Genomic DNA, 15,841 nt, shown 5'->3' on the forward strand with positions numbered 1-15,841 from the left:
GCGAGACCCAGGATCGAACTGGGGACACACGGATTTTCAATCCGTTGCTCTACCTACTGAGCTATCACGCCGATGGCCTGTATTAAGCCGTATCTCAGAACAATAGTCAACTATTATCCTGAGTTTCTGATTTAAATGAGTATTTTTTATACTTAAAAAAAATCCCTGATGGGATCAGGGATTGAAAACACAAATAATGGTGGCGAGACCCAGGATCGAACTGGGGACACACGGATTTTCAATCCGTTGCTCTACCTACTGAGCTATCACGCCGAAGTGGGCGTATTAAACAATGTTTATAAGAAGACGTCAAGCAACTTCCGTGTTTTTTGTAACAAGTGATTATTTTTAAATCACAGCCACATAGAAATAGAGGCTCTTAGTGATGTAATTTACCAATATGCGCCAAGCAACGATGAATCGCGCCGCATCCTGGTTCAAAAGTTTTAACACCTTTTGACTCTTCCATACGACAAGCTTCTTCAACTAAGCGCTCAGCTACCCCACGACCACGGTTAGCAGGATGCACAACAATGTATTCAAGAACCTTGCTTTCACCTTGTCCTGAAGACCAAATTGCACCTATAATTTTGGTGTTAAATTCGGCAGTGTATAGCGTGGTATACTGTTGTAAATCTTGTTCAAGTTGTTCAATCGCATCGTGCCCGTCACCAAACTCCGGACTTGTATCATACAAACGCTCAAGCTGATCGCGGATCTCTGAATTATCTAGAGAACTATAAGCATGTACGGTAATAGGCATTGATTAACCCTCCTGAGCAAACTATGATGCTGTCACGAATTCGTCACAGCGAAATTGTCGTTAACATCCAATCATTTTTGACGTTTTTTGAGGAACGTGTCCATGACGCAACGTATCAGTGAAGTGGTTAGAAATACCAATGAAACCAAAATTCGAGTTCGTTTAAATCTCGACGGTACTGGTCAAGGCACACTAAACACCGGAGTTCCATTTTTAGACCATATGATTGATCAAATCAAGCGACATGGCTTATTTGATATCGATATTCATTGTGATGGAGACCTCGAGATTGATGATCACCACACTGTAGAAGACTGTGGTATCACGCTTGGACAAGCTTTTGCGCAAGCTTTAGGTGATAAAAAAGGTTTAAAACGCTATGGTCATTTTTATGCACCATTAGACGAAGCTTTATCTCGCGTAGTTGTCGATTTATCTGGCCGTCCGGGATTATTTATGGATATTCCATTTACCCGTGCACGCATCGGTACATTTGATGTGGATTTATTTTCTGAGTTTTTCCAAGGTTTCGTAAACCATGCGCTTATGACCTTACACATCGACAACTTAAAAGGTAAAAATAGCCACCACCAAATCGAAAGTGTTTTTAAAGCACTTGCTCGTGCTTTACGTATGGCATGTGAAGTTGATCCACGTGCAGAGAACACGATTGCATCGACAAAAGGTAGCCTCTAATGACACGTATCGCGTTACTTGATTATGGCATGGGCAATCTACACTCAGCAGCTAAAGCACTTGAGCATGTGGGCGCTACAGTCGATGTGACCAATGATCCAAAACTAATTGCACAAGCCGACAAAATTGTTTTTCCGGGTGTTGGTGCAATGCGTGACTGTATGCAAGGCATGCGTGAAGCAGGTATTGATGAAGTCGTACGTCAAGCTGCTTTTAATAAGCCAGTTCTGGCGATTTGTGTAGGCATGCAAGCACTACTACAAAGCTCAGAAGAAAATGGCGGTGTAGACGCGCTTGGTATTTTTGATGGTGTGGTAAAACACTTTCCTCAAATGGAAGGTTTAAAAGTGCCGCATATGGGCTGGAATCAGGTTCACCAACTGGACCCGAGCCATCCAATGTGGAACAACATTGAACAAGATGCTCGTTTTTACTTTGTACATAGCTACTATGTCGAACCTAAAGATGAAAGCGTAGTAGCTGCAACATGTGACTACGGCTTGAATTTCTGCACAGCCATTCACAAAGATAATTTATTCGCGACTCAATTCCACCCAGAGAAAAGTCACACTGCTGGTTTGCAGTTACTGAAAAACTTTGTGGAATGGAATATTTAATCTGATTTAAAAACTAAAAAAGATCAGGTTGAGATGGCCTGATTTTTTTTTATTTATAATAACAACTAATCATTTATAGAATGATATTTTATCCAACAAGATATTGAATATTTATACTTTTAAATAAAACCAAATGATCAGGAAAAACAAAATGAATTCACCTTTTGAAAATCAACCCCTTCAACAAGATTCGCCCTTTAACGCAAATGGACGTTTTGGGCGACTCTCTTACGCTGCTTGGTCACTGCTTTACACTCTTATACTAATGATTGCTTTGTTCGTGGTTGGCATGACATCTGGTATGGTGGTTGGAGGTAGTAGTAATTCAGCGATTGTTATCGGTATGATCTTATTGGTCGTTCTTTATATCGCGTACTTCTATTTTTCTTTTATCCTGATTATTCGCCGTTTGCATGACCGTAATAATACAGGTTGGTTATCTTTACTCATGCTCGTACCCGTTGTGAATATTGGCTTTGCGGTTTATTTATTCTGTGCCAAAGGAACTGAAGGCCCTAATGATTATGGACCCAAGCGTCCAACACCAAGCTGGGAACGTGTTTTAGGCTGGATTTATATTGCGCTTATTCCACTTGCAGTAATTTTTGCTATTGTTGCCACAATCATGGCTCCTACCTATGAAGGTTATGTCGAGAAAAGCGAAAGTATTGTGATCGGTAGCCCATCTCAGTCTGAATAATTTTTAAAGACAGTCATAAAGCCTAGTCCTCTAGGCTTTATTCATATATAAAGTGAATAGCCCAATTCATTTGTACGCTGTTAAATATGTCCGAAGCCTTTGCCCTCCTTGATAAAGCCTCTATTCAGCAGCTCCCTCCTTTTGAAAATCTTAACCACCAGAATATTGTGGTGATTGAAAATAGCGAACAATGCAAAAGTATTAAAGAAGAATTAAAAGCAGCTACTTTTTTAGGATTTGATTCCGAGTCCAAGCCTACATTTCAAGTGGGCGAAATCTCAACTGGTCCACATTTGATTCAACTTGCTACAACACAAAAGGCCTATTTATTTCATGTTAATTCATCAACTTTAAAATTCTTGCAGCCCATCTTGTCGAGCCAAAAACAAATTAAAGTCGGCTTTGGCCTTAAAAATGATAAGCACATTTTTCATAAAAAAGGTATAGAGCTAGAAAGTTGTGTCGACCTTGCTAAAGGCTTTAATCACTTTGGTTTTAAACAGCAAATGGGCTTACAAAAAGCAGTAGCCTTGTTATTTGGGCAGTACCTTGCAAAGTCGAAGAAAGTCGGAACTTCAAATTGGGCACGAAAACCACTCACATCACAGCAAATCAATTACGCCGCCGCGGATGCGTATGCTGCATTATTGGTATTTGAAGCACTCAGAAAACAAAATCTATTGCCCGTTCATATTTCACAAACCATTCAAACCGCACTTCAAACGTAAAGTTATAAAAGTCTTTTCTAAGGCTTAGCGATTGATCAATACTTTGCTAAGATGTGCACAATTTCATAATCATGATGAAGCAAGGAGCGGAAGCATGCTAATCATTCCAGCAATTGACCTGAAAGATGGTAAATGTGTGCGTTTAAAACAAGGGCGTATGGAAGACGATACCGTTTTCTCTGACGATCCGGTTGCAACTGCCCAGCATTGGGTAAATGAAGGCGCACGTCGTTTGCATTTGGTTGATTTGAATGGCGCTTTCGCAGGTACCCCAATTCATAAGCCTGTTGTTGAAGCAATTGCTAAAGCTCAACCAGAATTACCAATTCAAATTGGTGGTGGTATTCGTTCATTAGAAACTATCGAACACTATTTAGAAGCTGGCGTGACTTTTGTCATTATCGGGACAAAAGCAGTTCAAGAGCCTGAATTTGTAGAAGAAGCTTGTAAGCGTTTTGCTGGTCATATCATCGTTGGTATTGATGCCATGAATGGTATGGTTGCAACTGACGGCTGGGCAAACGTTACTGATGTGAAAGCAACTGACTTAGCAAAACGCTTTGCAGATGCAGGCGTGTCTAGCATTGTTTATACAGACATTGCTCGTGACGGCATGATGCAAGGCGTAAATGTTGAGCAAACTGTAAACTTGGCTCAATACTCAGGCTTACCCGTGATTGCTTCAGGTGGTGTAACTAACCTTGATGACGTTCGCAACTTAAAAGGCCAACCGGGCATTTTAGGTGCAATCACAGGTCGTGCAATTTATGAAGGTACTTTAAACCTTCGTGAAGCTCAGCTGTTGCTAGATGAAAACCGTCTTTAATTTTTAAGATGTAAAAAAGAGCCGGTTTAGGCTCTTTTTTATTTTGATAATCTTTAACTTAATAACTTTTCTAAATCAATAACCTCATCCGCAAGTTCCATTGCATAAGGGGAATGTGTAATCATGATTACGGAGGGAACGACTTGCTGAATATATTTAAGTATATTTTTGGCAGTGTCTACGTCTAAAGCCGCTGTCGGTTCATCTAAAATCATGAGTTGAGGACGAGCCAAAAGACCACGAAGAATACAAATTCTTTGCTTTTCTCCTCCTGAAAAATTTTTATAATTTCAGTTAGATCATCATCGAGTGTGAGTTGATGCTTTTTCAGAATATGTAATAAATTAAACTGCTCAAGCATTTGAAGTAAGTAAGAATCTTCATATATATACTGTGAGTTATAGACCAAATTCTCTCTTAAAGAATAAGGAAAAATAACAGGTTGCTGTGCAACATAGACTACTTCATCAAAAATATGCTTAGAAAAGTGATGACTAATATCAACACCTTTATACAAAAGCTGTCCTGATTGAATCTGATACACACCCATTAAATAATTCATCAGGGAAGTTTTACCTAACCCTGTTTGACCAATTACGACATATGTTTTATTGGCTGATATTGTTAAATTAAAATGATCTACGGCTCTTTTTCCTAATAAGAATTGAGCATTTATAAATTGGAAGAGAATTTCGGAGTCTTTAATAGCAGAATACGTATATTGCTCTTTATTACGATTAAAATATTGTCGATATTTTGCTAGGGCGACAAAATTTCCATTTAAACGCATAAGGCTTTGGGAAACAGCCAGAAAGGGATTGGTGAGTTGAATAATATAAGTACTTATCAATACAAAAGCACCTGGTGTAAGACGCTTTTCAGTTGAAAGAAATACTGTAAATAACATAAAAATGAGTAAAAATAGAAAGATCAAGAACAATTGGGAAATCATGAGTAGCCCTATTTTCTTATTCCTATCTTTAGCGGTTGTGATATATGAATTTAGTGTGTCATTAAACTTTGATAATTGAAAAGGTACCGCATTTTTTACTTTAATTTCATAAGAATTTGAGATCTGATGTATCAAATGGCTATTTACTTGATTATCCTGTTGATACATAGCATCGAATAGTGAACTACTTGTTTTATTTATATGAAAAGAAACTACAAAAATAACTATAGCGACCAATAAAAAACTGACACTAAAAAGTAAATTAATGGTCGTGAACAAAACTGTAAAAATCATAACCAATTGAAAAACTATTGGTCCTAAATGAAGAAGTAACGTTAGATTAATCTCACCAAAAGCAGAGCTTCCTCTTGCAAGATCACTAATCACGGTTCCAGTTTCAATTTGATCTTGTTCATCTTTTTTGAGATTTAAGTAATTTTTTAATCCTACAAAAATTAGTGCCCCTTTGAAATCTACCATCAAATAAGCACTAAAAATATTTTTTGTCCAATTACATAACTCATTCACTAACCATGCTGCGGCATAAGCAAGTGCGATCAGATATAAAAAATTAAATGGAAGTCGAACATCAAGTGGAAAGTCATATTCCTGTGCAGAATAATCGATAATAAGTTTTAATAAGTATGGCAATAATGTTGTAAAGAATGCTGTAAACATTACTAATAAAAACATAAGAAACATACTCCCCTTCTGCTTCTTATATTTTTCTTTAGAAATCCGCCATAAAAATTTATAGTTTTGAATATCTTGTGAACTTAATAAAAACTTCATTTCAGTATCTTTTTTCTATTAAAACGAATTAAAAATAATTTCATTACATAAGAAATATCATAACTTCTCTTATTTAGTCTTATCCGTGTTTTTTGTTTAAAATTACACCGATAAACTTTTAATTTTTTTTTATAAAACCTTAAAGTCTAATCAATCAATACACCACATTACGAATAAACTTAAGGACTTGGTTACCACTATTAATATAAGTATAAGTTACTGAACTGGCATATATAAATGAAGAACCAGCAGCAATAGTTTTTGAACTATCTGCAAATTGTATGGTCAACTCGCCTTCTAATACATAAATAAGCTCTTGCCATCCTTCCGGGTCTGCTTCAGCAACATAAGACTCTCCTACTGCCAATGACCATGTCCAAAGCTCAACTTGAGTATGAGATGGAACTGAGGCTAATAGAGTAGCATTACTCTCATCTTTACTCCCCTGCCAAGCGAGTGCATTTACTAAGACTTGTTCTTTATGCTCAGGAGCACTCACAATCGTTCTAAAATCTACACCCAACACGACTGCAATCGCATCGAGTTTAGCCAAGCTAATATTAACTTGTCCTGTTTCCAAAGCTGCAATGGTTCGTCTACTTACCCCTGCCTGATCGGCCAAGTCCTGTTGGCTTAAATCTCGCTCATCTCGTAATGAACGGATATTTGTGCCGACATGCTGTAAAACGGTACTCGACTGGCTCATAGAATAAAGTAGTAAATAAAATATGAGCAATATATTGCACAAAATAGAAGAATAGCGCAATATGTGCAGTATATTGCACAATTTCTAATAATTTTAAGTATGTCACCAATTTCCCTGAGTTCAAGCAAAGCCCCCCAGTTAGCACTCATTTTGATTACGATCATTTGGGGTGGAACATTTCTTACGGTGCAATATGCACTGCATTTTTCGTCGCCTATGTTTTTTGTGGGCTGTCGCTTTGCGGTAGCAGCTCTTACTTTACTTCTTATTTCATTAAAAAATATGAAAGGTGTCACTTTAAAAGATTTAGGCGCAGGTTGTGCGATTGGTCTTGTTATTGCAGCAGGCTATGGTACACAAACGATTGGTCTGCAAACAATTCCAAGTAGTGAGTCGGCTTTTTTAACGGCGCTATATGTTCCACTTGTTCCTATTTTAATGTGGCTCATCTTTAGAAAAGTTCCCCACATTATGACTTGGGTAGGGGCTGCTCTTGCTTTTGTCGGCCTTGTGTTATTGACAGGCAATGGTTTTGAGAAAATTACATTAAGTTTTGGGCAACTTTTAACAGTGCTCGGGTCGTTTGCGATTGCTTTAGAAATTATTTTCATTAGCTACTTTGCTGGAAAAGTAAATTTACGTCGCGTTACGATCATTCAACTTGGTGTGGCATCTCTACTTTCTTTCGCAATTATGCCTGTGGTGGGTGAACATACAATTCCTACATTTTCATGGCCGCTTGTACTCATTGCGGTTGCATTAGGTTTAGCGAGTGCACTCATTCAATTTGTGATGAACTGGGCTCAACGTGTGGTTGATCCTTCACGTGCTGCAATTATCTATGCAGGAGAACCTGTTTGGGCAGGCATTATTGGTCGAATTGCGGGTGAGCGCTTACCACTTATTGCTCTTCTGGGTGGAGCATTAGTCGTTTTAGGTGTTTTAGTCAGTGAGTTAAAACTTAAGTTGCCCATTAAAAAAACTAAAAGAATTCGAGAATAAAAAAGAGAGCGCTAAGCTCTCTTTTTTTATTTATTAAGGTTGATACATCGGGCGATTATCATTTAAAGCAATCAAGCCGCGAATTGCACGATATACAATCCAGATCCACGCAGCACCAATTACGCCGACACAGAACACGGTCGATGAAACGGCAACGCCTGCAAATAGATCAGTATTTTCACCTGTAAAGAACAGGAAAATAAACGGCAGAAAGGCAATAATATTCCAAGCCAGATACCACCAGAATGTTCTGATTTGCCATGTAAAGTGGCTCGCAAAAATTGAACCTTGCACATCGGAACGTTTTACATAGTTAATAATTAAAGCGATAACCGCAAGTAGGCCGCCTGTAAAAATAGCGACAATATAAAGTACATATAAAATAAGTGTTAAAGTACGATTTGGATCTTGGTCGATAGAACTATTCATTTTTATACCTCTCAAGTTTAATAAAACAATTTACTTTTATGAGCCCCGCAACACATTTAAGGGAGAAATTAGCCACAAAATCAAAAGTAAATGAAAGAATATGGTACAAAAATAAATCTTACGAAAGGGTTGTTTTTGTGTTTTATGTCTCAGTTTTTGTTGTGCCCACCATGCAGCAGGCCAACCTCCTAAGAAGCTAACAATGTGTAATGTTTGCTCAGGCACACGGCGATTACCCAATTGTGCAGCTTCTTTGTCTTGTGAATATAGCCAATAACTCAGCACATTCATCATTAAAACAAACAATAAGGTATAGGCGGGTAAAATATGGATAAAGCTCATAATTCCCATTAAAACGAAATAAAACACGATCCCCATTTGCATTGCAGACCATGGACTGGCTTGAAAAGAAGATTGTGTTTTTACAGGCTTTGATGCTTTACGAGTTTGAGATGCTTTTAAATAAGTGACTTGCTGGGCACGAAAGCGACCTCGTTCATCGAGAATAACCAAATATTCCAGTGCACAGCCAATAATTGGCCGAGGTCCGGGGCGTGCAAAATCTTTAATATGCAAAAAGACTCGTTCTTTTTCAGCATCATCTGGCTGAATAAAGCCATAACCTTTTTCGTCGAACCATTCGACTAATCGCCCCTGATCTCGCATCTTTCTTCCTTTATCCTTTTACATGACTTAAACGGTCTTGCATCATTGCTCGCATTTCTTGCGGATCTTTTTGCAAGATGTCATCGCCTGTACGTCCTTCTTCTTTATTTTTTTGAGCAACTTGCAAACGCATTGACCAAAAACGGCAAGCCGCCATTGCCAAGAATACATCTAAACACTCAAGTTCATCGGTAGTCAGCGCACGAACTTTTTGGTATGCCTCTAAGTAAGCGGCCACTTTGTCAGAGTTTAAATGCGCTGCTGGATATTCGGTACAAAAATCGTTGATGGTAATTGCAATATCAAACAGTAATTCGTCTTGATTTAGCTCGTAAAAATCTAAAATACCTTGTAGTTGCTCGCCTTCAAACAAAGTATTGTCACGGAACAAATCTGAGTGAATAAAACCTGTTGGTCGGTTTGAGTATTGTGCTGTTTTAGCATTAAAAGCTTGATAAACCTGCTCAAGTAACGCTTGGTCATCTTGAGTCATATTTGGTTTAAGCTGCTCTGCAACACCTGTCCAATATTGATGATCACGACGATATTCACGCTCAAGCGGGAAATCTTGCAAAGCCACATGCAGTTTCGCTTGTGCATCAGCAATTGCTGCGACCTGAGCTACTGTGGTTTGCATGGGATGGTGACCCATGAGACGTGGAGCAATCTGTGCAGGCTTTTCTGCAATCACGTGAACTGCTTGTCCGCTATGTTTTAACGGCACAGCAACAGGGACATCATGAGTACCTAATTGCTCAAGAACAGGAATGAGTTCGCCTGCCCCTTGTGCATCTAACTCTTCAAACACGGTGAGTACATATTGTTTACGGTTTACATCAACCAAAAAATAATTGGTGTTTTGAATACCTCCCTGAATTGGGTTCAGCTCCAACACCTCTAATCCATAAGGTGCAGCAAAGGCGCGAACTTCATCTAAACTCAACGGGGTATAAACCGACATGGAAAACCTGCAAAAAACATCTGTGAAGTTTGATAGAATACCTCTTCCCTCCATGAAGGTGTAGCGCCTGTGTAGGAACTTTCACCAACGGCGATTATTTTTGGAAAAAGCTATGCTTGCTAAACGTATTATTCCTTGCCTAGACGTTGATAACGGACGCGTAGTTAAAGGCGTTCAATTCCTCGATATTCGTGATGCGGGCGACCCAGTTGAAGTGGCACGTCGCTATAACGAACAAGGTGCAGACGAAATTACTTTCTTAGACATTACCGCTACACATCATGGACGCGATACCACTTACCGTACTGTTGAACGTATGGCCGAGACTGTATTTGTGCCATTAACTGTGGGTGGTGGCGTACGTAAGGTTGAAGATATTCGTGCGCTATTAAATGCAGGCGCAGATAAAGTGAGTATTAACTCAGCTGCCGTATTTAACCCTGAATTTGTTCAAGAAGCTTCTCAACACTTTGGCGCACAATGTATTGTAGTTGCGATTGATGCCAAAAAAACTGGCGACAACAAATGGGAAATCTTTACTCATGGTGGCCGTAAACCAACAGGTATTGATGCCATTGAATGGGCTGTAAAAATGGCTGATTACGGTGCGGGTGAATTACTGATTACCAGTATGGACGCCGATGGTACGAAAGCAGGTTACGATATTGCTTTAATGCGTGCCATTAATGATCGTGTGACCATTCCAACGATTGCTTCAGGCGGTGTAGGTAACTTACAACACCTTGCAGACGGCATTTTACAAGGTGGTGCCGATGCAGTGTTGGCAGCAAGTATTTTCCACTTTGGTCAATATACCATTCCAGAAGCTAAGCAATATTTGGCTGAACAAGGCATCGAAATGCGCTTGTAAGCTTATTTATATTTAAAGGGGCAATATGCCCCTTTATTTTTTATGCAGCACCATCTATTTCTTTCACTTCGCTAAGAGGTTTTAGTTTTTCTTTTTTCTCGACCCATTTTGCAGGAAAGATTTTTTCTACAGCTTGAGACAATGGTCTAGCAAGTATTGTAGGCAACCTTACTCCCAAAGGATTTTGTTCTTTTAAATCTGCTGAAGACACCACCCGTGTTCCCATTACATAATCAAACCAAGGCTTGGTCACACACCAATTGGCGTCTTGATTAGAGTTCATGTGATGGTCGTAATGCCACGGAATTTTACGCTTTGCCCAGTCAGGCTCTAAATGTGCACGGCGATGAATATAGTAATAATTACCAGCACTGTACCAAGCTGCAAGTGCCATACCTTTTGAAAACGGGTAAAAAATTGCACTTGAAACGGTTGCTACGACCGCCAGTGAAATTAACTCATTTTTAGTTCGCCAGTTGCCAACGCCTTCCACATAGCAATCATCGTGAAATCGTTGTTTACGGACTTCACGATGGTGTACCCAATGAGATTCCATACTTTTTGGTACTGGGCTATAGCGTGGCTTTCCAGCACGGTGCACACCATGCAAAATGTATTTATGCGCCACCCATTCAAAAGCATTCGCAACCGCAATTCCTGCAATAAACCCTTTTAACATCACCTAACTCCTTTTTCTTTTATTCAGAATATAAAATTCGTTATGCTAGGTATTGACCAGAATTTATGGTTTCATTGACAAATCACGACAAGAAAGAGATGGTTGAGATGCCACAATTAAAAAACTATACAGGCTCAGTATATGGAGGGCTGGGACATCTTTTAAAGGCTTACTGTGAAGCCAATCAGTTAGCTATTCCTGAACAATTAGAACAAATTCAAAATCTGGAACGCTTTGACTACGTCGTTTGGCGTGACCTATTAGAAGTCATTTATAAATTGGACCCAAAGCCGGGATTAGGTCTAGAAATTGCAAAATACGTGCAACCCAAACACTTAGGGATTATTGCCTACCTCGCACTCTCTTGCGATAACCTAGGTGAAGCGCTAATTCGCTATCATGATTTTCATCGTCTGATTTATGACGGCAGCCCTTTAGTCGTTGAGCTACAAGGAAGATATGGTTCTATTCGCTGGGAAGCGACTGAGCTACACCCTACCCAGCTTACCGATGAAATCGCAATTGCACTGGTGATTCAGTTCTTACGTCTTTTTATGTCTCATGAAGATGTGCATTTACATGAAGTACATTTCTTAAATGCTGCCCCAAAAAATATCAGGGTTTATGAACAATACTTCCAATGTCCCGTTCGTTTTAGCCAGCCGCGTACAGAGTTGCTTATTCCAATTACGGAAATTCATAAGCCGCTTAGCAGCGCCGACCACACCCTACAGCAGTTATTGGTTCAGCAAGCACAAGCGCTGTTAGAACAATTACCAAATTCGACCCAACTTGATCAGCGCTTACAGCATTCAATTTTGACTGGACTACAAAAAAATCAATATCAAATTGAATATATTGCTGCTCAATTAGGCCTGTCCGTGCGGCAGCTCCAAAGACACTTACAACAACAAAACACCACCTTTCAGGAACGTGTTCAGCAAGTGCGCTTTATGCTCGCAACCGAGTATCTAAAAGACCCGCATTTAAGTTTACAAGAGATTGCTCTTCTGCTTTGTTACTCGGAACAAAGTGCTTTTCAAAGAGCTTTTAAGCATTGGACCAATCAAACACCACAGCAATGGAGGGATCATTTTTTAGACAAAGAATAACCAACCAAAACTTACAAATCTTTTCTTGATTAAAACAACACTGAAAACAAAAATTTCATATAGTCACATGCTTTAAATTTATGTGACGTAATTCACATTAATTAAAATAGATTAAATAAATGAGTAATCAGAATGAATAAATATTTTGCTGAATTTCTAGGTACGTTTTGGCTAGTCTTTGGTGGTTGTGGTAGCGCAGTATTAGCCGCAGCTTTCCCTGAACTTGGTATTGGCTTTGCAGGTGTAGCCCTTGCCTTTGGTTTAACCGTACTGACAGGCGCCTATGCTCTAGGGCATATCTCAGGTGGACATTTTAATCCCGCGGTAAGTGTTGGCCTTTGGGTCGGCGGCCGCTTCGATGTTAAAGATTTAATTCCCTATATTGTTGCTCAAGTGGTCGGTGCGACTGCTGCTGCATTTGTTCTCTACATTATTGCTCAAGGCCAAGCGGGCTTTAGCGGTGTTGGTGGTTTTGCTTCGAATGGTTTCGGTGATTTATCACCAAACAAGTTTGGCTTAGGTTCAGCTTTCATTATTGAAGTCGTTCTTACAGCTTTCTTCTTAATCATTATTTTAGGTGCAACTGACCGCCGCGCACCTGCTGGCTTCGCTCCTATTGCGATTGGTTTAGGCTTAACACTGATTCACTTAATCAGTATTCCAGTAACCAACACTTCGGTGAACCCTGCACGTAGTACAGGTGTTGCGTTCTTTGCTGAAACTGCTGCTTTAAGCCAGTTGTGGTTGTTCTGGGTAGCGCCGATTTTAGGGGCTGTGATTGGGGCGATTATTTATAAGGTAGTTGCTGGGGAGAAGGATTAACTTTTCTTAGACTCAATATGCTATCGCGGTGGGTGACATGGATGTCACCTGTTGAGCAGGGGTACACGGAAGTACCCTCTGATCAACAAAAGACTTTTGCTTACTTTTGGTCTTTCAAAAGTAAGAAATGTCTATACAAACTCAATAAGACCTAACGTGGTACTAAAGACTGTATGGCAGTACGACTATATTAAGCATCACACATAGAATGCATAAATTATAAAAACGGATTATTAATTTCTTGTTCAGCCGGACGTTCAATTTTCTCAGGCAATTCTTCTTTTTCCAAAGCCGCAACAACATCATTTAAAAAGCTCTGTAATGCCTTTGCCTGCTCTAACCCGACTTTATCTTTAGTAATTTGCAAATTGCCATAAATGCTGACGCAATCGACATCATTTTCTAATGTTAAATCTTCAATTGATGAAGACTCTGTACCCTTTTCAAATGGCTTAAACATAGGTCTTGTCTCGTTGTTATATCTTCACAGTGTAATACGACCAATTTAAAAAAAATCAATCAAAATTAAAAGAGCCGATAAAATTAAGAATGCTCCCATCAAGATATTAAAATATTTCAAACGGTTACCCTGATTGAGTACCACTGAAAATTTATCACCACATAATCCCCAAAAGAACAAACATGCATAGCAAGTGAAAAAATAAATAATAATGAAGATCGGCAATGACTGCGGGTTTTCAATGCTTGTAAACATGGTAATGCCCGATACACAAGCCAACCAAGCTTTGGGATTGAGCCACTGTAATAAGAAACCATCTTTAAAATTAGGAATGATCATCTGTTCTACAGGAGCATTTGAAATTGAAATATTGGCGGCAGAAAGAATAATTTTTATGCCGATATAACAAACAAATAACGTTCCACAAACTGCAAGGATTTTTAAGACAATAGGAAACTGAGTTAATAAACTCTGAAGACCAAATGCCATAAAAATTAAAAGTAAAGTAAAGCCAATCGTGGCACCTGAGATATAGGGAAGTGATCTTTTTAAACCATGATTTAAACTGGTTGATAAAATGACGGTATTTACTGGACCGGGTGTAATAGACATTGCAAATGAAAAGAGAAACATCGAGGCAAACATTGTTATTGTCCTTATTAAAATAGAATCCATAGACAGATCTGTCTATGGATTCTATTTTAATTAATTACGATGTTGCAATAACAATAAACCAAGCTACTTATTTCATTATTTGCAAGAAGTAGTTTACCAACGCTTCTACCAGCTGTTTCACAATAGCTTTTCTCGTTTCTTCATCAATTGTTGGAACTTTTGCTTCCATTGGCTCCGAAGATCCAGTTTTTTGCTTTTTAAATTGGTCTTGTAGCGCTTTAATTTGGTCAGCGTTTAAGTCCTGCTCACACTGGCTTTCACCGTCCCAGTGTAAATAGTCGAGCTTTTGATTTGGCTTAACTTGGCTCGCTGTTAAAGGTAAGCGATAGACATTACGTTTTTGTTGCTCAGTTAACTGCGGGAACAGGTTAACGCCTAAGCGTTCCTCAAGGTAGCAAACACTCACCACTTTCACTTGCAGAGAATTATTGTTAGGCGCGTAATAAGCCCCGATCGCGCCAGTTTTTGGCATATACACCGCTTTATAAACTGCGGTAGGAACAATGACACCCTGCCCAATGGTCTTAAGTCGTTTGCCTTCAAAAACAGGACCTGTCACTACATACACATCTTGTTTTTGCTTAGTCGCAATAGCACGGGTCGCTTCTTCGAGCTTACGCCATACTTCTTGGTTATTTTTAGGGGCTTGCGGAACCATGTTGCTGAGCGAGAAACTATCAGATTGTGATTCTTTATTTGGCATATCACCATTTGGTGCCATATGCCCACGGTCATAGCCTGAACCACGATAATCACTTAACAGTGCCCGATGCCTTTGAGCAACACGGGTTTCTTCATGGAAGTTATCTTCACGCTTAATTTTGACACTTAAACGTTCTGCATTTAAATGCTCAGCCGACCACAACGGCGTTTTAGAAATGCCTGAATACAAAACATTAAAACCATTAAAACACAGTGGATAGCTGTCTTTTTTTAGGCTTTCTTTATTTAAAGCGGGTGGAACTTCACGATAGAACTGATTAAGACAAGTCGAGTTAGTCGTTAAAGGTGAAAACCACTGCGAAATCTTTTCACTACCAAAAGCAATCGCAAAACTTCCAGCCGCAATACAAGCAAGAATAATCTTGCCAAAATGCTGACTTATAGAGAACGAATTTGTACCTTTACTACGTTTTTTACTTGCCATGTTTCTATCAATACCACTGTCCACACGCAGCTTAACAATCCTGCTTTTTTAAGTATATCTCTTATCTTTCAAACGGTTAAAACATGGTCATCTTTTTTGTAACTCCATTACCCATTACGTAACAATCTGTTGGAATTATGAGAGCCTTTGGCTATTGAATTGCGCCAATTGCGTATCTTTCGTTGAAATGCACTTATGGCTTATGACATGGTTAGCTCCACAAATTTGGATAAAAAT

General features: G+C 39.1%; 18 protein-coding genes, 1 tRNA gene and 1 pseudogene. 9 read left to right on the top strand and 11 right to left on the bottom strand.

What is annotated here, in order from left to right:
* Positions 1-197: 197 nt before the first annotated feature.
* Positions 198-273, bottom strand: a tRNA-Phe gene (locus tag POD11_RS10410).
* Positions 274-379: 106 nt separating this feature from the next.
* Positions 380-763: a GNAT family N-acetyltransferase gene (locus tag POD11_RS10415; RefSeq protein WP_016142849.1), complete on the bottom strand. Its 384-nt coding sequence runs from the start codon at positions 761-763 to the stop codon at positions 380-382.
* A 102-nt stretch (positions 764-865) separates the two neighbouring features.
* On the opposite strand from POD11_RS10415, the gene hisB reads away from it, so the two are divergent.
* The 5 genes from hisB to hisA all read left to right on the top strand — a co-directional run bounded on the left by hisB (position 866) and on the right by hisA (position 4,330).
* Positions 866-1,459: an imidazoleglycerol-phosphate dehydratase HisB gene (gene hisB / locus POD11_RS10420; RefSeq protein ID WP_002116767.1), complete on the top strand. Its 594-nt coding sequence runs from the start codon at positions 866-868 to the stop codon at positions 1,457-1,459.
* Positions 1,459-2,076, top strand: coding sequence for an imidazole glycerol phosphate synthase subunit HisH (gene hisH, locus POD11_RS10425; protein WP_262457133.1), 618 nt, complete (start codon positions 1,459-1,461; stop codon positions 2,074-2,076). The genes hisB and hisH overlap by 1 nt, the downstream gene beginning before the upstream one ends.
* A 151-nt stretch (positions 2,077-2,227) precedes the next feature.
* Positions 2,228-2,776: a DUF805 domain-containing protein gene (locus POD11_RS10430; protein ID WP_262457134.1), complete on the top strand. Its 549-nt coding sequence runs from the start codon at positions 2,228-2,230 to the stop codon at positions 2,774-2,776.
* A gap of 86 nt (positions 2,777-2,862) precedes the next feature.
* The gene (locus tag POD11_RS10435; RefSeq protein WP_262457135.1) at positions 2,863-3,504 is read left to right on the top strand and encodes a 3'-5' exonuclease; all 642 of its coding nucleotides are present in this window, start codon (positions 2,863-2,865) and stop codon (positions 3,502-3,504) included.
* A 94-nt stretch (positions 3,505-3,598) separates the two neighbouring features.
* A complete protein-coding gene (hisA, locus tag POD11_RS10440; RefSeq protein WP_000905538.1) occupies positions 3,599-4,330 on the top strand; it encodes a 1-(5-phosphoribosyl)-5-[(5-phosphoribosylamino)methylideneamino]imidazole-4-carboxamide isomerase in 732 nt (243 codons plus the stop codon).
* A gap of 53 nt (positions 4,331-4,383) precedes the next feature.
* On the opposite strand, the pseudogene POD11_RS10445 reads toward hisA, so the two are convergent.
* Positions 4,384-6,074, bottom strand: a pseudogene (locus POD11_RS10445) (ATP-binding cassette domain-containing protein).
* A gap of 154 nt (positions 6,075-6,228) precedes the next feature.
* The gene (locus tag POD11_RS10450) at positions 6,229-6,780 is read right to left on the bottom strand and encodes a helix-turn-helix domain-containing protein (RefSeq protein WP_016142845.1); all 552 of its coding nucleotides are present in this window, start codon (positions 6,778-6,780) and stop codon (positions 6,229-6,231) included.
* A gap of 99 nt (positions 6,781-6,879) precedes the next feature.
* Here POD11_RS10450 and POD11_RS10455 point away from each other — a divergent pair, with 99 nt between their 5' ends.
* A complete protein-coding gene (locus POD11_RS10455; protein WP_262457137.1) occupies positions 6,880-7,782 on the top strand; it encodes a DMT family transporter in 903 nt (300 codons plus the stop codon).
* A 33-nt stretch (positions 7,783-7,815) separates the two neighbouring features.
* Here the strand turns inward: POD11_RS10455 and POD11_RS10460 are convergent, their stop codons facing one another.
* Genes POD11_RS10460 through POD11_RS10470 form a run of 3 tightly spaced genes read right to left on the bottom strand, consistent with a single transcriptional unit; the run spans position 7,816 to position 9,838 of the window.
* Entirely contained in the window at positions 7,816-8,211 is a 396-nt protein-coding gene (locus tag POD11_RS10460; RefSeq protein ID WP_016142843.1) for a DUF4870 family protein, read from the bottom strand.
* Between the two features lie 36 nt (positions 8,212-8,247).
* Positions 8,248-8,877 (bottom strand): DUF1294 domain-containing protein, encoded by a 630-nt coding sequence (locus POD11_RS10465; RefSeq protein ID WP_125508013.1) that lies wholly within the window; start codon positions 8,875-8,877, stop codon positions 8,248-8,250.
* A 10-nt stretch (positions 8,878-8,887) separates the two neighbouring features.
* The gene (locus POD11_RS10470) at positions 8,888-9,838 is read right to left on the bottom strand and encodes a homoserine kinase (RefSeq protein WP_224992085.1); all 951 of its coding nucleotides are present in this window, start codon (positions 9,836-9,838) and stop codon (positions 8,888-8,890) included.
* 112 nt (positions 9,839-9,950) lie between these two features.
* Here POD11_RS10470 and hisF point away from each other — a divergent pair, with 112 nt between their 5' ends.
* Positions 9,951-10,709, top strand: a complete 759-nt coding sequence (gene hisF, locus POD11_RS10475) for an imidazole glycerol phosphate synthase subunit HisF (protein WP_000880078.1) — start codon at positions 9,951-9,953, stop codon at positions 10,707-10,709.
* Positions 10,710-10,749: 40 nt separating this feature from the next.
* Here hisF and POD11_RS10480 read toward each other — a convergent pair whose 3' ends face one another.
* A complete protein-coding gene (locus POD11_RS10480; protein WP_262457138.1) occupies positions 10,750-11,388 on the bottom strand; it encodes a hypothetical protein in 639 nt (212 codons plus the stop codon).
* Between the two features lie 107 nt (positions 11,389-11,495).
* On the opposite strand from POD11_RS10480, the gene POD11_RS10485 reads away from it, so the two are divergent.
* Both POD11_RS10485 and aqpZ read left to right on the top strand, forming a co-directional pair.
* On the top strand, positions 11,496-12,500 hold the full coding sequence (locus POD11_RS10485; RefSeq protein ID WP_192454598.1) for an AraC family transcriptional regulator: 1,005 nt from the start codon (positions 11,496-11,498) through the stop codon (positions 12,498-12,500).
* A gap of 132 nt (positions 12,501-12,632) precedes the next feature.
* Positions 12,633-13,322 (top strand): aquaporin Z, encoded by a 690-nt coding sequence (gene aqpZ / locus POD11_RS10490; RefSeq protein WP_005300839.1) that lies wholly within the window; start codon positions 12,633-12,635, stop codon positions 13,320-13,322.
* 217 nt (positions 13,323-13,539) lie between these two features.
* Here the strand turns inward: aqpZ and POD11_RS10495 are convergent, their stop codons facing one another.
* The 3 genes from POD11_RS10495 to POD11_RS10505 form a co-directional block, all read right to left on the bottom strand.
* The gene (locus tag POD11_RS10495; protein ID WP_000476055.1) at positions 13,540-13,782 is read right to left on the bottom strand and encodes a hypothetical protein; all 243 of its coding nucleotides are present in this window, start codon (positions 13,780-13,782) and stop codon (positions 13,540-13,542) included.
* A 45-nt stretch (positions 13,783-13,827) separates the two neighbouring features.
* Entirely contained in the window at positions 13,828-14,427 is a 600-nt protein-coding gene (locus POD11_RS10500) for a LysE family translocator (protein WP_239967026.1), read from the bottom strand.
* 97 nt (positions 14,428-14,524) lie between these two features.
* Complete coding sequence (locus POD11_RS10505) at positions 14,525-15,604, bottom strand: DNA/RNA non-specific endonuclease (RefSeq protein ID WP_239975259.1); 1,080 nt, start codon at positions 15,602-15,604, stop codon at positions 14,525-14,527.
* Between the last annotated feature and the right edge of the window lie 237 nt (positions 15,605-15,841).

This window comes from Acinetobacter sp. P1(2023) (assembly GCF_028367635.1).
Taxonomy (GTDB): Bacteria; Pseudomonadota; Gammaproteobacteria; order Pseudomonadales; family Moraxellaceae; genus Acinetobacter; species Acinetobacter pittii_E.

Bases quoted from the DNA above. Each gene is read 5' to 3' on its own strand.
- POD11_RS10415 (WP_016142849.1), bottom strand. From the start codon at position 763: ATGCCTATTACCGTACATGCTTATAGTTCTCTAGATAATTCAGAGATC.
- hisB (WP_002116767.1), top strand. From the start codon at position 866: ATGACGCAACGTATCAGTGAAGTGGTTAGAAATACCAATGAAACCAAA.
- hisH (WP_262457133.1), top strand. From the start codon at position 1,459: ATGACACGTATCGCGTTACTTGATTATGGCATGGGCAATCTACACTCA.
- POD11_RS10430 (WP_262457134.1), top strand. From the start codon at position 2,228: ATGAATTCACCTTTTGAAAATCAACCCCTTCAACAAGATTCGCCCTTT.
- POD11_RS10435 (WP_262457135.1), top strand. From the start codon at position 2,863: ATGTCCGAAGCCTTTGCCCTCCTTGATAAAGCCTCTATTCAGCAGCTC.
- hisA (WP_000905538.1), top strand. From the start codon at position 3,599: ATGCTAATCATTCCAGCAATTGACCTGAAAGATGGTAAATGTGTGCGT.
- POD11_RS10450 (WP_016142845.1), bottom strand. From the start codon at position 6,780: ATGAGCCAGTCGAGTACCGTTTTACAGCATGTCGGCACAAATATCCGT.
- POD11_RS10455 (WP_262457137.1), top strand. From the start codon at position 6,880: ATGTCACCAATTTCCCTGAGTTCAAGCAAAGCCCCCCAGTTAGCACTC.
- POD11_RS10460 (WP_016142843.1), bottom strand. From the start codon at position 8,211: ATGAATAGTTCTATCGACCAAGATCCAAATCGTACTTTAACACTTATT.
- POD11_RS10465 (WP_125508013.1), bottom strand. From the start codon at position 8,877: ATGCGAGATCAGGGGCGATTAGTCGAATGGTTCGACGAAAAAGGTTAT.
- POD11_RS10470 (WP_224992085.1), bottom strand. From the start codon at position 9,838: ATGTCGGTTTATACCCCGTTGAGTTTAGATGAAGTTCGCGCCTTTGCT.
- hisF (WP_000880078.1), top strand. From the start codon at position 9,951: ATGCTTGCTAAACGTATTATTCCTTGCCTAGACGTTGATAACGGACGC.
- POD11_RS10480 (WP_262457138.1), bottom strand. From the start codon at position 11,388: ATGTTAAAAGGGTTTATTGCAGGAATTGCGGTTGCGAATGCTTTTGAA.
- POD11_RS10485 (WP_192454598.1), top strand. From the start codon at position 11,496: ATGCCACAATTAAAAAACTATACAGGCTCAGTATATGGAGGGCTGGGA.
- aqpZ (WP_005300839.1), top strand. From the start codon at position 12,633: ATGAATAAATATTTTGCTGAATTTCTAGGTACGTTTTGGCTAGTCTTT.
- POD11_RS10495 (WP_000476055.1), bottom strand. From the start codon at position 13,782: ATGTTTAAGCCATTTGAAAAGGGTACAGAGTCTTCATCAATTGAAGAT.
- POD11_RS10500 (WP_239967026.1), bottom strand. From the start codon at position 14,427: ATGTTTGCCTCGATGTTTCTCTTTTCATTTGCAATGTCTATTACACCC.
- POD11_RS10505 (WP_239975259.1), bottom strand. From the start codon at position 15,604: ATGGCAAGTAAAAAACGTAGTAAAGGTACAAATTCGTTCTCTATAAGT.